The organism is Pantoea folii (assembly GCF_056678875.1).
Genome location: NZ_JBWXON010000012.1, coordinates 159,828 through 180,699 on the forward strand (window position 1 = coordinate 159,828; position 20,872 = coordinate 180,699).

General features: G+C 52.6%; 18 protein-coding genes and 2 pseudogenes. 11 read left to right on the forward strand and 9 right to left on the reverse strand.

What is annotated here, in order from left to right; all coding sequences use genetic code 11:
* Positions 1-5 precede the first annotated feature (5 nt).
* The 3 genes and pseudogenes from AC1MDE_RS15385 (at position 6) to AC1MDE_RS15395 (ending at position 2,936) form a co-directional block, all read left to right on the forward strand.
* Positions 6-431, forward strand: coding sequence for a DoxX family protein (locus tag AC1MDE_RS15385; protein ID WP_479402110.1), 426 nt, complete (start codon positions 6-8; stop codon positions 429-431).
* Positions 415-2,051: pseudogene (locus tag AC1MDE_RS15390) on the forward strand (MFS transporter). Before AC1MDE_RS15385 ends, AC1MDE_RS15390 begins: the two are co-directional and overlap by 17 nt.
* Positions 2,052-2,099: 48 nt before the next feature.
* The gene (locus AC1MDE_RS15395; protein ID WP_283227418.1) at positions 2,100-2,936 is read left to right on the forward strand and encodes an alpha/beta fold hydrolase; all 837 of its coding nucleotides are present in this window, start codon (positions 2,100-2,102) and stop codon (positions 2,934-2,936) included.
* A gap of 111 nt (positions 2,937-3,047) precedes the next feature.
* Here AC1MDE_RS15395 and AC1MDE_RS15400 read toward each other — a convergent pair whose 3' ends face one another.
* On the reverse strand, positions 3,048-3,773 hold the full coding sequence (locus tag AC1MDE_RS15400; RefSeq protein ID WP_480344797.1) for a pirin family protein: 726 nt from the start codon (positions 3,771-3,773) through the stop codon (positions 3,048-3,050).
* A gap of 297 nt (positions 3,774-4,070) precedes the next feature.
* Here AC1MDE_RS15400 and AC1MDE_RS15405 point away from each other — a divergent pair, with 297 nt between their 5' ends.
* The gene (locus tag AC1MDE_RS15405) at positions 4,071-4,280 is read left to right on the forward strand and encodes a DUF1471 domain-containing protein (RefSeq protein ID WP_480344798.1); all 210 of its coding nucleotides are present in this window, start codon (positions 4,071-4,073) and stop codon (positions 4,278-4,280) included.
* A 156-nt stretch (positions 4,281-4,436) separates the two neighbouring features.
* Here the strand turns inward: AC1MDE_RS15405 and AC1MDE_RS15410 are convergent, their stop codons facing one another.
* Positions 4,437-4,925, reverse strand: a complete 489-nt coding sequence (locus AC1MDE_RS15410) for an N-acetyltransferase family protein (RefSeq protein ID WP_480344799.1) — start codon at positions 4,923-4,925, stop codon at positions 4,437-4,439.
* Positions 4,926-5,019: 94 nt separating this feature from the next.
* Between AC1MDE_RS15410 and AC1MDE_RS15415 the strand changes: the two genes are divergently transcribed.
* The 3 genes from AC1MDE_RS15415 to AC1MDE_RS15425 all read left to right on the forward strand — a co-directional run bounded on the left by AC1MDE_RS15415 (position 5,020) and on the right by AC1MDE_RS15425 (position 9,382).
* Positions 5,020-5,949 (forward strand): LysR family transcriptional regulator, encoded by a 930-nt coding sequence (locus AC1MDE_RS15415; RefSeq protein ID WP_479402106.1) that lies wholly within the window; start codon positions 5,020-5,022, stop codon positions 5,947-5,949.
* 427 nt (positions 5,950-6,376) lie between these two features.
* Entirely contained in the window at positions 6,377-8,806 is a 2,430-nt protein-coding gene (locus AC1MDE_RS15420; protein ID WP_480344800.1) for a membrane-bound PQQ-dependent dehydrogenase, glucose/quinate/shikimate family, read from the forward strand.
* A gap of 102 nt (positions 8,807-8,908) precedes the next feature.
* A complete protein-coding gene (locus AC1MDE_RS15425; protein ID WP_480344801.1) occupies positions 8,909-9,382 on the forward strand; it encodes a hypothetical protein in 474 nt (157 codons plus the stop codon).
* Positions 9,383-9,396: 14 nt separating this feature from the next.
* Here the strand turns inward: AC1MDE_RS15425 and AC1MDE_RS15430 are convergent, their stop codons facing one another.
* The 6 genes from AC1MDE_RS15430 to AC1MDE_RS15455 all read right to left on the reverse strand — a co-directional run bounded on the left by AC1MDE_RS15430 (position 9,397) and on the right by AC1MDE_RS15455 (position 13,876).
* On the reverse strand, positions 9,397-9,774 hold the full coding sequence (locus tag AC1MDE_RS15430) for a type II toxin-antitoxin system VapC family toxin (protein ID WP_480344802.1): 378 nt from the start codon (positions 9,772-9,774) through the stop codon (positions 9,397-9,399).
* Positions 9,774-9,977, reverse strand: coding sequence for a type II toxin-antitoxin system VapB family antitoxin (locus AC1MDE_RS15435; RefSeq protein ID WP_034830833.1), 204 nt, complete (start codon positions 9,975-9,977; stop codon positions 9,774-9,776). Before AC1MDE_RS15435 ends, AC1MDE_RS15430 begins: the two co-directional genes overlap by 1 nt.
* Positions 9,978-10,314: 337 nt before the next feature.
* The gene (locus tag AC1MDE_RS15440) at positions 10,315-11,391 is read right to left on the reverse strand and encodes an oxidoreductase (protein WP_479402103.1); all 1,077 of its coding nucleotides are present in this window, start codon (positions 11,389-11,391) and stop codon (positions 10,315-10,317) included.
* Between the two features lie 18 nt (positions 11,392-11,409).
* The gene (locus AC1MDE_RS15445) at positions 11,410-12,153 is read right to left on the reverse strand and encodes a DeoR/GlpR family DNA-binding transcription regulator (RefSeq protein WP_479402102.1); all 744 of its coding nucleotides are present in this window, start codon (positions 12,151-12,153) and stop codon (positions 11,410-11,412) included.
* 255 nt (positions 12,154-12,408) lie between these two features.
* Positions 12,409-13,383: a zinc-binding dehydrogenase gene (locus AC1MDE_RS15450; protein ID WP_479402101.1), complete on the reverse strand. Its 975-nt coding sequence runs from the start codon at positions 13,381-13,383 to the stop codon at positions 12,409-12,411.
* On the reverse strand, positions 13,376-13,876 hold the full coding sequence (locus AC1MDE_RS15455) for a lactoylglutathione lyase family protein (RefSeq protein WP_480344803.1): 501 nt from the start codon (positions 13,874-13,876) through the stop codon (positions 13,376-13,378). The genes AC1MDE_RS15450 and AC1MDE_RS15455 overlap by 8 nt, the downstream gene beginning before the upstream one ends.
* Positions 13,877-13,969: 93 nt before the next feature.
* Here AC1MDE_RS15455 and AC1MDE_RS15460 point away from each other — a divergent pair, with 93 nt between their 5' ends.
* The 4 genes and pseudogenes from AC1MDE_RS15460 to AC1MDE_RS15475 all read left to right on the forward strand — a co-directional run bounded on the left by AC1MDE_RS15460 (position 13,970) and on the right by AC1MDE_RS15475 (position 18,277).
* The gene (locus AC1MDE_RS15460) at positions 13,970-14,836 is read left to right on the forward strand and encodes a LysR family transcriptional regulator (RefSeq protein WP_479397648.1); all 867 of its coding nucleotides are present in this window, start codon (positions 13,970-13,972) and stop codon (positions 14,834-14,836) included.
* Between the two features lie 217 nt (positions 14,837-15,053).
* Positions 15,054-17,327: pseudogene (locus AC1MDE_RS15465) on the forward strand (FepA family TonB-dependent siderophore receptor).
* Positions 17,328-17,583: 256 nt separating this feature from the next.
* Positions 17,584-17,823, forward strand: coding sequence for a hypothetical protein (locus AC1MDE_RS15470; protein ID WP_480344804.1), 240 nt, complete (start codon positions 17,584-17,586; stop codon positions 17,821-17,823).
* Positions 17,783-18,277, forward strand: a complete 495-nt coding sequence (locus tag AC1MDE_RS15475; protein WP_480344805.1) for a type 1 glutamine amidotransferase domain-containing protein — start codon at positions 17,783-17,785, stop codon at positions 18,275-18,277. Before AC1MDE_RS15470 ends, AC1MDE_RS15475 begins: the two co-directional genes overlap by 41 nt.
* 158 nt (positions 18,278-18,435) lie before the next feature.
* Here the strand turns inward: AC1MDE_RS15475 and AC1MDE_RS15480 are convergent, their stop codons facing one another.
* Entirely contained in the window at positions 18,436-19,971 is a 1,536-nt protein-coding gene (locus AC1MDE_RS15480; RefSeq protein WP_480344806.1) for an FAD-dependent monooxygenase, read from the reverse strand.
* Positions 19,972-20,872 lie beyond the last annotated feature (901 nt).

Here is a 20,872-nt window from a genome sequence, read left to right on the forward strand (position 1 = left end):
TTATCATGACGAGTCTCTTCTCTCAGCCGCCCCGCGTGAATGCGGGGCTGTTCTTCCTGCGCCTGACCGGCTGCCTGCTGTTACTGCACGTACACGGGCTGCCTAAGGTGTTCCATTTCAGCGAAGAACTGACACGTATCGAGGATCCTTTTGGCCTCGGTCCTTATATGAGCTTAATCCCGGCCATCTTTGCCGAGGTGATCTGCCCCATCTTCATCCTGCTGGGCATCTTCACTCGCCTGGCCTGCCTGCCGATTATCGGCGTGCTGCTGGTAGCGATGGTGTTTGTGCACCCTGGCTGGAGCATTGCTGAAGGTCAGTTTGGCTGGCTGCTGCTGATTATCTTCACCACCCTGGCCATTACCGGACCAGGCACGTGGCGTATCGCGACCACCAAACAGCAGGGAATCCGACATGGCGCAGGTCAATGATATCAATGATGTTCCTCAGGAAGAGGACGCCATCGCCACGCCAGCCACAGTGACCTCAACCAGCGCATCGCCCTGGCAACCACTGCGTCAGCCGATTTTTCGCATGCTGTGGATTGCCACCGTGGTCTCCAACATCGGCTCATGGATGAACGATGTCGGGGTTAACTGGACCATGCTGACGCTCAGCGCCGACCCGCTGAATGTCGCGTTGGTCCAGGCGGCCAGCAGTCTGCCGATGTTCCTGTTTGCACTGCCGTCAGGCGTGCTGGCGGATATTATCGACCGTCGTAAGTATCTGCTGTTCTCCCAGCTGTGGGTGTTTATCGCGGCAGCCAGTCTGACCGTGCTCTCCTTCACCGGGCACGTCACGCCGCTGGTGCTGCTGATGGCGGCGTTTCTGATGAGCGCTGGCGCGGCGATGAGTTCACCGCCTTTTCAGGCCATCGTGCCGGATCTGGTGGAGAAACATGAGCTGAGTCCGGCGATTGCGCTGAACTCGCTGGGCATCAATATCAGTCGTGCCATTGGCCCGGCGCTCGGGGGTTTAATCCTCTCCTTCGCCGGTCCGTGGATGGTGTTCATGCTCAACGCTCTGTCGGTGCTGGGCGTGGCATGGGTGCTTTATCGCTGGAAGGAGGCGTGCAGCGCCTGCCGCCTGAGCACTTCTTCTCAGCGGTGCGCGCGGGTATTCGCTACGTCCACGCCGCACCGGTGCTGCGCAATGTGCTGGTGCGCACCGTGGCGTTCTTTGTGTTCGGCAGCGCGGGCTGGGCATTGCTGCCACTGGTGGCGCGCCGTGAGCTGGGATTAGGGCCTGGCGGCTACGGCATTATGCTGGCGTTTATCGGTGTTGGCGCTATTTGCGGTGCGGTGCTGCTGCCGCGTTTGCGTCAACGCTTCAACCCGGACCGACTGATGGTGCTGGCCAGCCTGATGTTTGCCGCCACGATGCTGGCGCTGGCATTCGTCCGTCATTTCTGGCTGCTGAATGTGTGTGAGTTCTTCACCGGCTTCGCCTGGATTGCCGTGCTCTCCACGCTCAACGTGGGTGCGCAGCGCAGTGCCGCGAAGTGGGTGAAAGCGCGCGCGCTGGCGGTGTATCTGACGGTGTTTTTTGGCTCGATGACCGTCGGTAGCGCCATCTGGGGCCAGCTGGCCTCGCACTTCAGTATTCCGGTGTCGCTGTGCGTGGCGACAGTCGGCATGGCACTCGCCAGCCTGACGGTGCTGCGCTGGCGATTGGATCAGGACCCGGATCTCAATCTGGACGTCAGTGACGTCAGCGAGAGCATCCCCGCACTGGAAATTCATCACGATCGTGGGCCGGTCCGTGTCAGTTACGAGTATCTGATCCGGCTGGAAGATGCGCATGCTTTCACGCTTTGCATGCAGGATATGCGCCGCGTTCGACGTCGTGGCGGCGCGGATAACTGGGCAGTGTATGAAGACATTCTGCAACCGGGCATCTTTGTTGAAACCTTTGTGGTGGGATCCTGGATGGAACACCTGCGCCAGCTGGAGCGCTACACCATGAACGATCAGAAGATCCAGACCCGCGTCTATCAATTCCATCAGGGTGAAAACATGCCACAGGCGCGCTATCTGGTTGCGCCGGTATAAGCATCAACCTCAACTATTGTTGTTCAATTTAACGCAAGGAAAATCACGATGAGCACGATCAAAACAGCTGATGGCACTAACCTGTATTACAAAGACTGGGGTAAAGGAAAGCCGGTACTGTTTAGCCACGGCTGGCCACTGGATGGAGATATGTGGGACAACCAGTTGAACCTGCTGGCCGAAAATGGCTATCGCGTGATCGCTTTCGACCGCCGTGGGTTCGGCCGTTCAGACCAGCCGTGGACGGGTTACGATTACAACACTTTCGCCTCTGATATTAACGACCTGATCACCTGCCTCGACCTGCAGGATGTGACGCTGGTCGGCTTCTCGATGGGTGGCGGTGATGTCACGCGTTATATCAATAACTACGGTACGGGGCGCGTGGACGGCCTGGTGCTGCTGGGTGCAGTGACGCCGATCTTCGGTAAGGCGGAAGACTATCCGGCGGGTGTTGACCTGTCGGTATTCGAAGGGATCCGTCAGGGGCTGCGTAAAGATCGCGCGCAGTTTATCAGTGATTTCGCCGCGCCGTTCTACGGCACCAATGCAGGCCAGACTGTGTCTGAGGGCGTATTGACGCAAACGCTGAACATCGCGCTGCTGGCGTCGTTGAAAGGCACGCTCGATTGTGTCACCGCGTTCTCCGAAACCGACTTCCGTCCGGATATGGCCAAAATCGATGTGCCGACGCTGGTGATCCACGGCAGCAATGACCAGGTGGTGCCGTTTGAGACCACGGGCAAACTGGCCGCAGAGATGATTCAGGGGGCCAAACTTAAGGTGTATGACAACGCGCCGCACGGCTTTGCCGTCACCCACGGTGATGAGCTGAACGCTGATCTGCTGTCATTCCTGAAGACACTGTCATTGCATAAAGCGTAGAACGATCAGTTCCCTCATTCTGATCGTAAAAAAATGACAGCCACACATCACTTAATGGCTGTCATCTTGAGTGGAGAAGCTTTCACTGACCGGCTCCCAAGCCGGTTTTTTTTACCGCGTGGGCTGATTGGTCTCTAATGGCCGCACATCAAACAGCAGAACTTCCGCCTGCTTACCGCCACTGAAGGTCAACTGTGATTCCTGGCGTACGCGCGCACCATCGCCCGCGTTAAATTTCACCCCATTCACCACCACACTGCCCTTCGCCACGTGAATATAGGCATAGCGGTTGACATCCAGCTGTACCGTTTCCTGCTCATCACCGTCAAACAGACCGGCATAAATGCGCATGTCCTGGCGGATCTGCAGGGAGTCCTGCTCACCGTCCGGCGAAATGATCAGCTTGAATCTGCCGCGTTTCTCTTCTTCAGAGATGCGCGTCTGTTGATAACGCGGCTCACTGCCCTTCTCCGCCGGGACCACCCAGATTTGCAGGAAGTGAACGCCGTTATCTCGTGAGTGGTTAAACTCACTGTGCGTCACCCCGGTGCCTGCACTCATTAACTGAACATCCCCCGGTACAATCACCGAACCGGTCCCCATTGAATCCTTATGCTCCAGCGCGCCCTCTAATACATAAGAGATAATTTCCATATTGCTGTGCGGATGCGCGCCAAAGCCCCGCCCCTTTGCCACCCTGTCATCATTAATAACCAGCAAGTCAGAGAAACCGGTTTGTTTAGGATCCCAGTAATTGGCGAATGAAAACGTATGGCGTGAATGCAACCAGCCATGATCACCGAGACCACGAGCATCGGCTAAGCGTTGTTCAATCATGTTTACTCTCCTGAATGTAAGGGAAAAGACGCCAGTGCCCTTTCGATAGGAGAAAAATTATCGTAAACATAATTCGTCAACAATGCGCCAAATCGGCAATGAATGTCTCATTTTAGTTGTCAGTTCTGAAGGCGTATTTGTTCTGATAAAGGAGGAAAAAGACCGTCAATTATTATTCAATTTTTTTGACTTAATTGAACATGAATATGTGATTTTCATGCTCGCACCTTAGGTCTACTATTCATCACATCGAGGCAAAACGCCTCACCAAATCTAAATTAACCTAAGGAAATGACCATGAAAAACATCAAAACTTTCGTTGCAGTTATCGCACTCTCACTGGTTTCATCTGCGAGTTTCGCCCAGACCATCACTGCAACCGCTTCAACCTTAGACGGTGCCGAAGCGCAGATTGCCGCCAAAGCAAAACTGGCACATTCTGGCTACAGCATCACGGAAGCCTACGCAGGCAATCAGGTGCATATGACGGCGCGTTTGACCAATTAATCATGGTCGCAAAAGGATGTGCCAGAGAAGGCTGCCGCGAGGTGGCCTTTTTTGTTTGGTATTCATAACTCACTATGGGGCACCGATGACGTGACTTCAGGCATCGGTCAAGGGAGAGGCGTGCAAAGGGTTTTCTGCTGGAGAATGTCAGAAGCGTCAACTCAGGTGACTTTCGGCAAACCGCTCCAGCGCTTGCCCATCCAGTCGATAGCGCACCCATTCGTTTAATGGCAGCGCATCAATGCTTTGATAGAACTCTTTAGCGGGTTGATCCCAGCTCAGCGCGCTCCATTCAATCCGACCACACTGGCGTCTGACCGCTTCCTGGGCGATGAATTTGAGCAGCGCTTTTCCCACGCCCAGCCCGCGATAGTCCGGCGAAAAATAGAGATCTTCCATATAAATGCCACGCCGACCCAGCCAGGCAGAATAGCTGCTGGTGATCACGGCATAACCCGCCACCCGACCGCTGATTTCGCACAGGTATGCCTCGGTATTGCTTTCAGTGCTGAACAGCATGCTTTTAATGGCTTCCGGACTGGTCAGCGAATCCTGTAAACCGTGTTTATAAACAGAGAGTTCAGCAATCATGTTGTAGATCGCTTCAGCATCATCAGGGCAGGCTTGCCGGACAGTCAGGGTCATAAAAGCTTCTTTATTTCAATGAATTGAAGCTTTGGATGATAAAGGGTAATGTTGAGTGAATGAAGTGCAATAAAATCAACAATAGGTGAATTTCATGCATCATATATTGCGGCGGCTGGATCTTAATCTCTTACCGGTTTTTGACGCGGTGTTCAGACACCGATCGGTGAGACTGGCAGCAATTGAACTCTCCTTGAGCACTTCAGCCCTCAGTCACGCTTTAACGCGCTTGCGTGAGTTCCTCAAAGATCCGCTGTTTTACCGCGATGGACATAAAATGTGCCCAAGCGTATATGCCTGCCAGCTTGCGCCCTTTATTGCCGAGACGCTGGCCGCGCTAAACAAACACCTTTGCCCTGCAGAACCGTTTAATCCCCTGTTAAACCAGGACTGTTTTAAAATTGCGGTAACGGATTACACCGCGTTCTGCGTGTTTCCCGGTCTGATGAAGGCCCTTAGTGATGCCGCCCCTCACCTGAGTTTTGAACTGTGCCATTTACCGCACAACCCGGCACTCACTGAACTGCTGGCCGGTGAGGTCGATCTTGCGCTGAGCTTCAGCGAGCCGGGTGACAGCAAACATCCCGACATGGAAGAGACCGATTTATTCAGTGATGAGTTTGTGGTGATCAGTAATCTGAACCGAACCCGTCTGACACTGGAATCGTATCTGTCAGCAGGCCATCTGGTCGTCACTCCCTGGAATGAGAAACAGGGATTGCTGGACTCGCACCTGGAACGACTGGGTCTGAAACGAAGGACGGTAATCAAAACCCCGTCGATGCTCAGTTCGCCCTTTATCGTGGCTGAGAGTGATCTACTGATGGCGATTCCATCGTTCGTGGCGGGGAAATTGGCTCCCACCGTCAGCGTAAGCACTTTCCCGTTACCGTTTAAGGCACCCCGCTTCACTGTGAAGATCTATACCCATAAACGCAGCGGAAAACGGGAAGCCACAGACTGGCTTAAGTCTGTGATGGTCGAGAAACTGAAGCATCTCGATAAAGCTTCAACGGCCAGCTAACTGGCATGCCTCGCTCGCTCTAACAACGCGACACGGGGCGGTAATGCCGGTCAGGAAGGTCCTGAATAACATGACTCACTCAGTCACTGCCATTTTCCAGCGTAAATCAAAATGGAGATTGGCTGCTGAAGCCTGGCCTGGACCCTTTTTCGCCCCGCATCCACAATTTCCCCTGACATCACGACAGACCCAAAGCGTCGCATTAACATCAGCGCAAAATTTCCCTCACCCTCCTCCCCGTAGGGTGATTTTCTGCTCCTTCTCCAATCAATTAATCCTTATTCAGTACCAATTAAAGATCGATAGCCATTAGCTTAAAAACTCACTAACATTACCGCGCATTTTTTTACATCTCATTGATAAACTTCACAAACAGTAAGGATTTAGCCTTACTGTTATTGCTTGCGTTACACCTTAGGGAACATTTATGTCTGGTCATAAACTGTCCAAACCAGCAGCCGCATGGCTTGCTATTTTGGGGGCCATCATTCTGGTGATGGCCGCATTTCTTACCTTTTACGGCTGGCAGTTGGTCAGCCTGCACGGCAGCGCGTACTTCCTGATCGCTGGCGTGGCATTGCTTATTTCGGGAGTGCAGATCATCCGCCAACGGGTTAGCGGCGCGCTGCTGTATGGCGTTGTGCTGTTGGGCACCGCTATTTGGGCGCTGTGGGATGTCGGTCTGGATTTCTGGCCACTGGTCTCACGACTGTTGACGCTGGCAGGCTTTGGCATCTTAGTGGCCCTCTCTCTACCGCTTCTGCTTAAGAAAGCAGGTAAAAAGTCAGGCTGGAAACTCACCGCCTCCTTAGCCGGTGGACTGGCGATTGCCTTCGCTGCAACCCTTGGCGGTATGTTTGTGCCGCACGATCCTATCAGCGCTTCAGGTGACGCATTGCCGCTGGTCAAAGTGAAGCCAGGCGAAGAGCAGGTCAACTGGGACAACTACGGCAACACCTCAGGCGGGACGCGCTTTGTCGCACTGGATCAAATCACCCGCGACAATGTGAAGGACCTGCAGGTTGCATGGACCTATCGCACCGGGGATATCCCGGTCAGCCCGAACGGTGGCGGAGCGGAAGACCAGCAAACACCTTTGCAGATCGGTAACCGCCTTTATTTATGCACTCCGCACAACAACGTGATTGCTGTTGATGCCACCACGGGCAAAGAGCTGTGGAAAACCGAAATCAACACTAAGCAGAAAAAATGGATGCGTTGTCGCGGATTGGCCTACTTCGATGCCCAGGCACCGTTACAGCAACCTGATTTGCCGGACTCCACTCCGGTGAGTACCGTGTCTGTTGCGGCAAATGCTCAGTGCCAGCGTCGTATTCTGATGAACAGCGTGACGCCAGAGCTGATTGCGCTGGATGCCGATACCGGTGAGTTCTGCCATGACTTCGGTAACAACGGCCGTGTCAGCCTGAGCGACCATATGGGTAAAGGCGCGGACAAAGGCGAATACTACCCTACCTCTGCGCCAACGCTGGCGGGCACGACCGTGGTCATCGGCGGTCGCGTCGCGGATAACGTGGCGACCGATATGCCAGGCGGCGTGGTGCGTGGATTTGATGTGATCACCGGCCAACTGCGTTGGGCGTTTGATCCAGGCAACCCTGAGCAGAAACAGGCGCCAACAGAGGGTCAAACCTATGCACGCTCGACACCCAACGTGTGGGCGCCAATGTCTTATGACAGCCATTCCAACACCGTTTATATGCCAACCGGCAGCGCGGCGGTCGATTTATGGGGCGTGAAACACAACCCGCTGGATCGTAAGTTTGGTGCCTCGATGGTGGCCGTGGATGCCAGCACTGGCCGGGTGAAATGGGTCTATCAGACGGTTCATAACGATCTGTGGGACTTCGATGTGCCGATGCAGCCCTCATTCTCTGACTTCCCAGGGCCTGATGGCAAAACCACACCAGCACTCATTTTCGGTACCAAATCGGGTCAGCTTTTTGTGCTGGACCGCGCTACCGGCAAACCGCTGACTAAAGTGGAAGAGCGCCCGGTGTCCAAGGGACAGATCCCTGATGAGATCTACTCCCCGACGCAACCTTTCTCTGTCGGTATGCCCACGATCGGTGCTGATGTGTTGAAAGAGTCGGATATGTGGGGCGCCACGCCATTCGATCAGCTGATTTGCCGCATTCAGTTTAAATCAAAGCGTTATAACGGACTCTTCACCCCGCCAGGTACCGATCCTTCACTCAATCTGCCTGGCTCGCTGGGCGGCATGAACTGGGGCGGATTGTCGATTGATCCGGTTAATCAGTATCTGTTTATCAACGATATGCGCGTGGGTCTGGAAGTGCAGCTGATTCCGGCTTCACCGGAGATTCAGGGCGCGAAAAATGATGGCAACGAAGCCGCGGCAATCAGCCGTCCTCTGCCATTAGCAGGCACGCCGTATGCCATTAATGCCAAAGTGCGCTTTATGTCACCGCTGGAGATCCCTTGCCAGAAGCCACCGTTCGGCACGCTGACCGCGGTTGACTTGAAAACGCAGAAAATTGCCTGGCAGGTGCCCGTCGGTACCGTACAGGATACCGGTCCCTTTGGCGTGAAAATCGGCCTGCCGATGCCGATTGGTATGCCAACCATTGGCGGTACGCTCGCGACTCAGGGCGGTTTGGTATTTATCGCCTCCACGCAGGATTACTATCTGCGCGGCTTCGATACCTCTACCGGTAAAGAGGTGTGGAAAGCGCGACTGCCAGTGGGTAGCCAGGGCACGCCAATCAGCTATAAGTCACCGGTGGATGGCAAGCAGTACCTGCTTATCTCTGCAGGCGGCGCACGTAACTCACCGGATCGCGGTGATTATGTGATTGCTTATAAGTTGCCGTAATTAAAGGTGTGAATGAGATCAACAGCCATCCCTCTGGGGTGGCTGTTTTGTTTGAGGGGTGGTGTTATAAGGAATCCCGCCATTTTTTCATAATGCAGTCATATGGCAAATCCACCGGTAAACTTGTTCAGAACTTGTCCAGATAGCCACACGCTACTGGTGATCGGCGCGGGCCCTATTGCGAGAGCCTTGGTACAAGCGCATTTACAGGTTCGCCCTGGTATTACACACGTATTGCTGTGGAATCGCTCCGCAGAGAAGCTTCATCCACTGTCAGACAATCTGCAGCAGCAAGGCATCAACGCTCGTATTGCTCCAGATCTTGCTACCGTCGTTTCACACGCAGACATCATCTCCAAGGCAACCAGTGCCACCTGCCCACTGATTAAAGGGAGCTGGGTCACGCCTGGCACGCATGTCGATTTAGTTGGCAGTTTGGCCGGGGAGCAGTCAACCACTGCGACATTGAGCATCCCCGAACTGGCAGCGGCGGATATCGGAACGCGTTTGATTGGTGTTGAATATGGTGTTGTTAGAGGTTCATCTCGCTATGATTGTGCGGGCGGGATAACTTAACGATGAAGTTAACGTTAGTGAACAGGCTGATAACCTACATTAAGATGATTGGCTAACTTGACGAGCCGTTTATCGAGCGTCCAGAGCGTTGCTCCGGGGGTAATGAGAGCAGATGCAAGCAAGGCGATATCCACCAGGCCACAGCCGTGTCCGTACAGCGTTTTATTTTCAATGAATGCCATCACCTCACTCATGCTGGCTTGGTGGCATTGCGGTAACAAGTTCAGGTCACGGAGTGTGCGCACGCGGGGCGCTGGCGGGGTGCCGCAGGCAAGTTCTCCAATCACCATTGGATGAATCAATACCAGGTCCCCGCTCAGTAACCGCACTAACTCTTCATTTCTGTTTTTGAAATGATCTACCCAGACAGATGTATCAACCAGAATGGACATTATGCAGACGGTTCCTCGCGACGGCGGGGAATGCTTTCCATTTCAGGTGCTGCGCCACCCAATGAAGCAAGGCGCTTTGCCGCTTGTACCCGAACAAACGTTTTCATCGCTTCTCGGAAAATATCAGCTTTATCCATATCTGGATCGGCCATATCCAGAGCCTGAGCATACAGCACATCATCAATCGTCACTGTAGTACGCATCTCGCCACCTCATATGATTCACAAACTGATGTCATCATGCATCAAAATATGAATCAGGTCAATTTCTCACCGCGATGATGACTTGGGTAAGAAGCGAGCAACATCGATGGCAATGATGATCGTAGCTAAGCGTGCATGCATTTCACCAAATTTCATCCTTCATTGCCTTGGATAAAATCTTGCGAAGACGATCAGAACATCAATCGCGCTGCTATCGGAGATGTGAGATTCCATTGCGGCACGATTGATTCCATGTATGACAGGCTTGCCAGAGGCTTCTAATCCGCTGGCAGGCTTCTACCAGCGTATAAAAGCTTGTCCGTAAAGCCCCGCCCGGCTAACTCAGTTGATAAAACGCACCAGCTTCCGCTTCACTCAGCGCGAGTTTCTGCACCGTACCGGTCTCAGATGAGCGCACTGCCGCTTCAAGCACCGCCATGACCGCAATCGCCTGAGCGGGAGAAACTGGATTAGCCTGCTTGCCCGCCAGCGCATCTCGCACCTGGATATAGTACTGACGCTGGTCGCCTTTTGGCGTTTTGAGTGACGTGACCTGCAGATTACTGTCAAACAACATCAAATCATCCTGATCTTCGCCCCAGGTCGCGGAACCCGGTTCGATGCCAGCAATCAGTTGCGCTTCCTGCTGGTCGGCTTTGGGTTTAACCACGCTGCCTTTGTCCCCGTGAACGGTAAAGCGTGACACGCCACCCGCGGCGAGCATGCTGGCATGCAGGATCACTTTATGCTCAGGGTAGCTAAGCGTGACGTGCGCCCAGTCATTGCTTTTTCCGCCATGACGCAGGACGGCGATGTCACCAGAAACGGTTTCTGGCAGTCCGAACAGCTGCAACGCCTGGTCGATGATATGAGGACCGATGTCGAACCATAAACCGCTGCCAGGAATATCGTGTTCTCTCCAGCGGTCGCGCACTTCCGGGCGGAATCGGTCGATGTGAGACTCGAAATGTTTGACCTGACCGATCGCGCCAGAATCGATGACCTTTTTTACCCCCAGATAATCGGTATCCCAGCGACGGTTTTGAAATACTGAGAGCAGTAATGTCTTCTCACGGGCCAGTGCCGCCAGCTCTCTGGCCTCTGCCAGATCCAGCGTAAAGGGTTTATCCACCACAACATGCTTACCGGCATTCAGCGCCAGCTTCGCCAGGGGTGCATGAGTCGCATTGGGCGAGGCGATCACCACCAAATCAATTTCAGCATGCTGGATGGCCGCTTCCGGGGAGTCGAGAACGATGACGTCATGCAGGTCCTTTTTGACCTTCTCCTCACTGCCAGACGAAACAACATGCAGCTTCAAACCGGGAACGGATTGAATTAAGGGTGCATGAAATGTTTTACCGACAAATCCGTAGCCGATGAGGGCGACGCGAATCTCTTTCTGAATACTCATTTCTGACTCCTCTTGCCATTAAGAATGTGTGATGTTGACCTGTGTAGCGTCGGTGACGTCAAAATCGCTCCAGGGCGCATCAAGGAAAAGTTGATGGATATCGGTGAGCGGTGCGACCAGATAGGGTTCACAACGGTTGAGCTTCATATGATCGGCCACCACCCAGTGTTCGCTGCTTGCCGCCAGCATGGCGCGCTTCACTTCCGCATCCCCCTCCTGGCTAGCACTCAATCCAAATCGGGCATGCAGCGCACAGGCCCCCAGAATGGCGATGTCGGCACGATACTTTTCAAGCAGAGATAGCGTGGCGCTGCCAGAAAACAGCCGTTGTTGTTTGTCCCATTTGCCGCCCAAAAGAATGAGTTCGACATCCGGCTTATCACTGAGGTGATGGGCAATATCCAGTGACGTAGTGATGACCGTTGCTGGGCCTTTTAGCAACGTGGCGACCGCCAGCACTGTGCTGCCCGCATCCAGAAACAGCGTGGCACCTGCCGGTATTTTTTCCGCTACCTGCCTGCCAAGTTCAATTTTGACATCGGGAATCAGTGCGCTGCGCTGGTGGCGATTCATCACTGACAGATCCAGTGCCACGGCTCCACCATGGTTTTTCTGCGCCAGACCCTGTTTTTCCAGATCGGCCAGGTCGCGACGCACGGTATCCGCTGAAACCTGCAACTGCTCCACGAGTTGCCCAATTCCCACTTGACCTTGTTCAAGCAGCAATTCCATCAATAATTTTTGTCTGGCTGTTTTATGCATGCCGATCTCAAAACCGCAAAATATTGCAATATACAGCAGAATACAGCATGAGGGGTGCGGTGAATACTGCTTTCTGAGGGTGGATACAATCGAACTAACGAACGGTGCCGGGATAGCATCCGAGAGAGGGGATTTTATAATTCTGTAAAGGCTTCCACTGCCGTGAGAACTGAATAAACAATTAGCCGATTTACGAGTGACATAATCCGGCTATCGATATTGTGCTGACAAACCAGTGTGCTTTCGCTTTTACAACTAGAGCAGTATGACCTGCTTACCACTAAAATTACGATACTGCAGAGCCAGCAGCTGCGCCGGGAGTTGTTCCCAGCTGAAGTGCAGCAACATTTCACTTTGCAGTGTGCCCTGCGCAATCTGCCTCAGCATCTGTTCACCCTGCTGCGTGAGTCGTTGCCATTGCTGTGCATTACCATGCTGGTGCAGCGCGCCGAGCGCCACTTCATGCAACGACAACGCACGACCAAACGCCGGATTTGGCCACTCTTTCACCCGCCCCTGAATGCATACCAGATGCCCATTCGCCATCAGGTTATTCGCCAGAAGCGCTGCTTTTTCCGGGCTGACAGCATCGATAACAGCAAAATAGCGCTCCTTCACGGCAGAAGCATCATGCTGCTCATCGCTGTAACAGCGCTTCGCACCCAGCGCGTGCAGACGTGGCCAGTGACGTTCACCGCTTAACGTCGTGACCTCAAAGCCACGTGCGTAGGCCAGCTGCACAAGAAAATGCCCGACCGATCCCCCCGCTCCCGAAATCAAGAGTGGCGCGCCAGGCTCAACCGGGATCTTTTCAATTGCCTGCCAGGCGGTAAGTGCCGGGCAAGGGAAAGCGGCGGCGGTCGCGAAGTCGAGTCCATCCGGGATAGGCAGCAAAACCTGCGCAGCCAGCACGGTATACTCAGCGAAACTGCCATTGCGTTGTAAATTCTGATGGTAGGCAACGCGCCTGCCCAACCAGTGCTGGTCGACATCGGAGCCAACCGCGACCACCGTGCCCGCACCATCGACGCCAGGCACCCGATCCCTCTGGGTGTCGAGCACTTTCCAGTCAACCGGATTCAAACCTGTCGCGGCATTCCTGACCAGCACTTCGCCCGGTTGGAGGGGTGACAAACTCAGGTAGCGTTCCTGCAGCGCCAGCGGGTTATCGCCACCCTGCCACACCCACCCTCGCCAGTCGGCGGGGAGGGTAAATTCCTGCTCAGACATACGCACCTGCAGAATAGGTCAGCTCGTAACTGTGGCTGTAAATCTCGATGATGTTGCCGAACGGGTCTTCCATATAGACCATGCGATACGGTTTCTCACCGGGGAAATACTCACGTACCGGCATACGTTGCTTACCACCCGCTGCAACAATCTTCTCCGCTAAACCTTCCACATCAGGATCCTGCACGCAGAAATGGAATACCCCGGTTTTCCAGTATTCAAAGTTATTGTCGGGTTTTGCTGCCGCCTTGAATTCAAAGATTTCAACACCGACGCGATCGCCTGTGGAAACGTGGGCGATGCGAAACTTCTCCCATCCCTTGCCGAAAACATCACTGCACATTACCCCGATGGCGGATTCATCTTCGGCAATCTGCGTGGGCGGCATGATCAAATACCAGCCCATCACTTCGGTGTAAAACTTCACGGCGGCATCAAGGTCTGTCACCGAAAGGCCAATATGGGAAAAGGTGCGCGGATAGGGAGTTGTCATGATCAATCTCATTGGATGAAAAGATCTACAGGCTACGTAACTGTCGTTATAATGAAAACAGACGATCAATTATGAGAACTATAAAATTTCATTATGATGAACCCGCAATGGCTTAAATCTTTTGCCACGCTGGCCGAACTCGGGAGCTTTACCGACAGCGCTGAGCGATTAGGCATCACTCAGGCGGCGGTGAGTCAGCACATTCGCCATCTGGAACTGCAGTTAGGTCCGGTGATACTGAGGAGCAAGCGCCCCCTGGAACTGACGCCCGCTGGCAGCGCCCTACTGGATTATTGTCAGCAAATTGATCGTGCCCACCATCACTTAATGCTGAGACTGAGTGATGCCGAAGCCACCTGCGGTGAAGTGAGCGTGATTTCGCCCGGCAGCATCGGACTCCGGCTCTATCCCTTGCTGTTGTCATTACAGGAACAGCATCGCGACCTCACTGTTCGTCACCGCTTTGCGCCGGATAGCGAAGTGATCGACGCGGTTTTGCATAACCGTTACGAAATGGGCCTGGTCACACACAAACCGGATGATAAACGGCTCGAGGCCCATCCTTTTGCTGAAGAACCGCTGGAACTGATCGTACCGGCTAATAAGCGAGTGACTGGCTGGAACGATTTGGAAAAGCTGGGTTATATCGACCATCCCGATGGGCAGGCGATGGCGACACGATTATTAAGTCGATTATTTCCGGGCAACCCAGGCATTCGTAACCTCCCCCAACGCGGATTCAGTAATCAGATCGGCCTGATTCTGGAACCGGTCGCGCGCGGGCTCGGTTTTGCGGTTCTGCCACGCTATGCGCGACTGGCGTTTACCCGCCCTGAAACCATTGAGGTTGCCGCTGAGGGTGATGCGCTGGTTGACACTATCTGGTTAGTGCACCGGGCTGAATGGCCTCTCTCTGCCCGCGCCCAGTTAGCCTTAGCCTGGCTACAACGTCACATCTAATTTTGTGGCGGATGCTACAAAGCGTCCGCCACACGCCTTCACAATCTTTCCATGATTGCTCACTTTGCAACCTCTTTTGCAATACCTGAGGCAAGACATGTAAACAGGCACCATCAGACATGTCTAAATGTGTCAAAAATATCAATATTGAGAATGATTATGATAATTATTATCCTCCTCATTTGATATGTAACTAATAATAATCTGGTGTAACAATATGTCTTTTGTCTTTGGTATAAGGAAAACAACGCTTTCAATTCTGATTGGAATTATCGTTCACAGTGGAAATGTGCTGGCGGCTGATAATAGTGACGTCTTATCGCTGGATAATAATGATAGCGGTAAAGAGAAAGTTATTTCAGCGAAAAAGGCAGAGAAGCCCGCAACGAATGAAACGGATATGATCGTCAGTGCAAAAGCTGAGAACGTATTAAAGCAGCAACCTGGTGCATCCTTGATTACTCAACAGGATCTTGAGCGCAATCCACCGGTTAATGATCTCTCCGATATTATTCGCAAAATGCCTGGCGTTAATCTCACGGGTAACAGTGCCACAGGAAGTCGCGGTAATAATCGCCAGATTGATATTCGTGGTATGGGCCCCGAAAACACCTTGATCCTGATTGATGGTGTCCCCGTTTCTTCGCGCAGCGCTGTACGCTACAGCCGCACCGGAGAACGTGATACCCGAGGCGATACCAACTGGGTTCCCGCTGAGATGGTGGATCACATCGATGTACGGCGCGGCCCGGCGGCGGCTCACTACGGTTCCGGCGCGATGGGCGGTGTCGTGAACATCGTCACCAAACGCCCGACCAATGACTGGCACGGCTCATTATCCCTGTTCACCAATCAGCCCGAAGACAAAGATGAGGGCGCGACCAAGCGCATGAACTTTAGTTTGAGCGGCCCACTGATTGATGACGTGCTGACGATGCGCATGTACGGCAATATCAATAAAACCGACGCCGATGCCTACGATATCAATACCAGCGAGAACGGCTCCTACGCAGCCGGTCACGAAGGTGTGCGCAATCGTGATATCAACACATCGTTACAGTGGAAGATTAACGAGCAATAATACCTCGACTTCAATTACGCCTACAGCCGTCAGGGCAATATTTATGCCGGGGATACGCAATATAGCCTGAGTAATCTCAGCACGCTGGTGCCGACCTTATATGGCAGCGAAACCAATCGCATGTACCGTCAGGCTTATAGCCTCATCCACAATGGCATCTGGGATTTGGGGCAATCCAAACTCACGCTGAGCTATGAGGATACGCATAATACGCGTCTGGCCGAAGGTTCAACCGGTAAAGTAGAAGGGATGATCAACAGCGATACCTTCAACACCAGCCGCTATAAAACCTGGCGTATCAACAACGAATATACCGTTCCCTTCAACTTGCTGGTGGACCATACCTTAACCATCGGGGGGGAGTGGAATAAAGAGCAGCTCAACGACCCGGCGGCGATGCAGGAAACGGATGCGACAGGCATTGATATCAACGGTGTTTCCGGCGACCCATCGCAGCGCAGCAGCAAAAACAGCCAGGAGCTGAGTGCACTCTATCTGGAAGACACGATTGATGCCTTCGACGGCACCACGTTGATCCCCGGTCTGCGCTTCGATTACAGCGATAAATTCGGTCATAACTGGAGCCCGAGCCTTAACATTCAGCAGGATTTAACCGACACGATCAAACTGAAAGCCGGTATTGCTCGCGTGTTTAAAGCCCCGAATCTCTATCAATCAACCGAAGGTTATTTGCTCGCCAGCAGTGGTAACGGATGTTCCGTAAGCGGCAGCAATGGTTGCTACTTGATGGGTAATGGCGATCTCAAACCTGAAGTCAGTGTAAATAAAGAGATTGGTTTGCATTGGAATGATGCGGGTTACAGCGCAGGCCTGACCTACTTCCGTAATGACTATCAAAATAAAATAGTCGCGGGCTCGGATTCTCTTGGAACCGTTACGGTAGCCGGTTCATGGTATTCCTCGAACTATGATATCTATCAGTGGCAAAACGGTGGTAAAGCGTTAACCCAGGGTCTGGAAGGAAACTTAACCCTACCGCTGATTGAAGACACGCTGAACTGGCGCACCAATGCCACCTACATGTTCACGTCGAAATATAAATCGACCGGCAATCCTTTGTCGTTGATTCCGAAATATACCGTGAACAGCTGGCTGGAATGGCAGGTGACAGATGCCCTATCCACCACCCTGAGCTGGACCCTATATGGCCGTCAGCATCCACGTACCACGGCTGAGATACGTAAAGAAGCGAGCGGCTTATCAGATAAGGAAGTTGGTGCCTATGCAATTTATGGTGTTGGCGTAAATTATGAGATGAATAAAAACCTTCGCTTCAGTGCTGGCATCAGCAATCTGCTGAATAAACAGATCTACCGCGAGAACGAAGGCGCTTCAACGTATAACGAACCGGGCCGCGCTTATTATGCGGGTGTGACTACTTCCTTCTAAGACATTTATGAGCTTCTGCGGAGGCTCTTTTTCATTTCGAGGCGTCTGATATTCTGGGAAGTGTTTAAATATTATATTTCGGCGATAAAACATTACATACCACACTGTTATAAAGAATTCTTATTGCCGCTATAAGCAAATCACCGTTTCACAATCTTACGCCGCAAATTATTCTGGGCAGGGCGATGTTTGGCACATTTCCCGGCACAGCGCATCCGCTACGCAAAAAAAATGAATAAGACTTTGAGGATCCTTTATGAATGGCGTCCAGCCGCACTCAGTTAAACCGGTATTGCTGGTACTGAGTAGTTTTCGCGATATCGTCGCCGGGCATGAAATCTCCGGCTTTTACCTGCCAGAATTGACTCACCCTTTACATGTACTTGAATCAGCCGGTATTCGAACGACCTTTGCCTCTGTCAAAGGAGGAAAACCACCGGTTTATGGTATCGAAGATGATGCGATCAACCAGCACTACTGGCCAGCGGCTGAATAACACCTTACCGCTGGCGGCGGCCAAAAGTGAAGATTACAGCGCGGTCCTGTTTGTCGGCGGACACGGCACGATGTGGGATTTCCCCGATGATGCCGTGCTGAAATACCTGACGCGCCAGATGTATGAGAGCGGCAAACCCGTTGCGGCGGTTTGCCACGGCCCGGCAGCGCTGATCAATGTGAAACTGCGTAATGGCCAGTATCTGGTAAAAGGTAAACGCGTGGCGGCCTTCACTGATACCGAGGAAATGGAAGTCGGTATGGCAAATGTAGTGCCTTTTATGCTGGAAGCGGCACTCAAAGCGCGAGGTGCACGCCACCAGCCCGCAGATAACTGGCAGTGCAATGTGGTGACCGACGGCCTGCTGATTACCGGTCAGAACCCGCAATCGGCTAGCGCGGTTGGCGAGGCTTTGTGTCACGCGTTGCTGGCAGCGACTCATCTTGCGTTTTAAAACACTGTTGCCGAAACTGGCTGACGCAGTCTTGAATCCGTGCCAACGCCATAGGCTGATTTTTCCCACAAATCGAAGTTGGCACCCTCATGTTGATGCAACTTGCTACGCTACTCAATGAACTGATGAATGTGCCAGTAACACGAGCGAGCTGACTTTCAATGCCTCAACAACAAAGCTTGCTGTATTCCAAGACGACTGACATAAGCGGAAAGATGCTCCGCATGTCTTTCAGTGACCACCAGGCCGATATAGCCATCCGGTCGAATCAGGTAAGCGGTGTCCTGTTTGAATCCTTTTTTCTCAAATACATCCTGCCAGGGGAAGACATGCCATTCCACACCATGGCGATCGCACCAGTTCCTGACTTCTTCAGTGGCTGTACCATAGATGTGTAATTGCCAGACTATCTTTCTCAGTAATGCATAATTGTCTGTCTCACCCATAGCGATATACGGTAAGCGATCGCCCGCACTTATCTCTCCCGCTTTTCCCTCACTTAAAGGACTGTCCGGATAGCTCATCGTCGTTTGTGAGATGACGCGGAAAAGGTATTCGCGTACACGTTCATATCGATAGGCCTGACTGGCGATCGACGGTGCAATGTGTGTACGCACGAAATCTGCAAACCCGCCAGCGGCAGTGATGAAAGTGAAGACCCGGTCTGTGGTTTTTACCAGTTGGTGAGCGAAGCCTTTTCGCTCCGCCTCATAACTATCCAGCAAGGTTTCAGGGGCCTGCGCTTTAATTACCGCAGACAATTTCCACGCAAGGTTTATCACATCGGCAATGCCGGTATTCATCCCCTGCCCTCCCGCCGGGCTATGGACGTGTGCTGCATCCCCCAGCAGAAATGCACGACCATGTCGAAAATGATTGGTTACCCTGTGATGGACACGGTAAGTGGAAAACCAGTTCACCTGTTTGATGCTGAGCCCTAACCCATTGATGGCCCGTTGACTGACATCGTCAAAAGAGTGTTGCTGCTTATCCCCTTCCTCACTTTCAACAGTGCCGATCAGACGATATTGATGCTCCGGCCCATAGGGCATCACCAGGACAAAATCCGACTTGTCGAAGGCAATGTGTCCCTCATTCGCGGGTGTCACTCCACTGGCCTGTACATCTGCAACGTAAAAGAGATGGTTGTAAGTACCGCCTTCGAAGTCACTACCAATCTGATGGCGCACCGGGGAATGCGCACCATCACAGCCTGCAAGATAGGTGGCAGTGCAGGTTTCTGTTTGCCCTCCAGGTGTTTTGATCGTAGCAACAATCTGTTCGCCTTCTTCGCTAAACGACATAAATTCTGTTTGCCGTTCGACGATGACACCTGCCATTTCAAGGCGGGTGACCAGCAGTTTTTCATGTCTGTCCTGGGGTAAGACAAGCACGAATGGATACGGAGAAATGTCGTTCCCGGCATTCTCCAGGGGAATGCGCGCCCTCGGTTTTCCCTTCGCCCACATATTCATTGCCGGCATTTTATAGCCTGCCTCGATAGTCTCTTCAGCCAAATCCAACTGGCGATACAGTTCCAGCGTGCGAGCCTGAACGGCCATTGCTCGTGATGTCTCACCCGGTCCCTGACTCTTGTCGATGATTCGAACTGACACGTCTTGCCGGGTGAGCCAGAGTGCCAGCACCAAACCAGTGGGCCCTGCTCCAACAATGAGTAAGTCAATATTGTTCATAGGACTATCCGACTGTGGGGTGAGTTTAAAAGGAACGCCATGGTGAACGTGTAAGGTTAGTGTGATTTACACAGCTTAATGCAAAGTATAATTGTGCTTGATTGAACTGGGCGTGCTTTTGCTCACTGTCTTCCGCACGCACTGAGTAAAGCATTCTTACCGGCAGTAGAGGGGCGCCCTACCCTACCGAGCTGGCTGTCATGAGCGTTTATGAGTAAAGCTTGAAATGACATTGTCACCTTTTCAGATGGATTTTTTCACCTTCCTGAAAACGCTATAAGGTAGTGTATTAAAAGAAAATTTCTGAAATTTTCAGGCTGAAAATCACCATGGATTTTTGATGGGTGGTGAAGGTACTTGTAATGATGGTGCTTAGGATGGTCTGGGCACTACTTTTATGAGTCCTAGTGAGTCATGACGATGGTATTTCTGCATAACGCATTTCGTGTCGTTCATCTCTTTGCAGCTGATCCGGGAAGAACTCCAGGATAAGGAATACACCTAAGCGACAGTTGGTATCTCGTTATCCTCCACTTTCCGCACAATACGACTTGTATGCTAAAACCAGCATTTAAGCCTTCTCCAGATTTATCATCGTGTGTATCACCAGTAGGTGTGATTAAAGGCATCTGATAACTACATGTAAGGCTCAGTTGCACATTGGTTGGATGACCGGCACGTAATGCTGCAATGCGAATTTGTTAAATAAGTAAATTTTGACGAATTGCCTGGGTTTTTGAAAACGGATGACTTTGTCAGAAGTATGACGCTGGACGCTGGACGCTGGACGCTGGACGCTGGACGCTGGACGCTGGACGCTGGACGCTGGACGCTGGACGCTGGACGCTGGACGCTGGACGCTGGACGCTGGACGCTGGACGCTGGACGCTGGACGCTGGAC